Raw genomic sequence first — 482 nt, forward strand, 5'->3', positions numbered from 1 at the left:
CATACAGCATGAGCAGTTCCGTCTGTTCCTGAATCAGCGGGACGGCGCGGACGTGCATGGCGTGTTGGAAGATGTGGATATCGGTTTCAAACGGTTTGTCGGGGTGATATTGCCAACGTGTAACCAATTCGCCGAACACGACTTCCTGCTGGTCAACCACCAAACCGGGGAAATAGGTTTTTGCCTGTTTGTTGAAAAGCCAGACGCGCTGGGTGCTGTCGATGACGATAACGGCTTCCTGCACGCGGTTGAGAACGAGGCGGTTCAACCCGCTGATGCGGCGGTAGGCAAGCTGATGGCGGCTGGCGGATTCGGTCGCCTGCTCCAAATAGCGGGCGGCAAACGAAGTCAGCATGGCAACAAGATAACACGCGCCACAGAGCAGGACCGTAGTAATCAGGGGCTGCGTATCCCAATCAAACGGATGCAGGCGGATGCTGCCGTCGAGCAGTAGATTGAAGAAAAACAGCATGGACGCATAA

At 55.4% G+C, this 482-nt stretch carries 1 pseudogene; it reads right to left on the reverse strand.

Annotation, left to right across the window (positions count from 1 at the left end):
* A pseudogene (locus ACTHUR_RS19575) lies at window positions 1-482 on the reverse strand (sensor histidine kinase); the annotation flags it as partial.

Source organism: Neisseria sp. P0021.S007, from assembly GCF_051956855.1.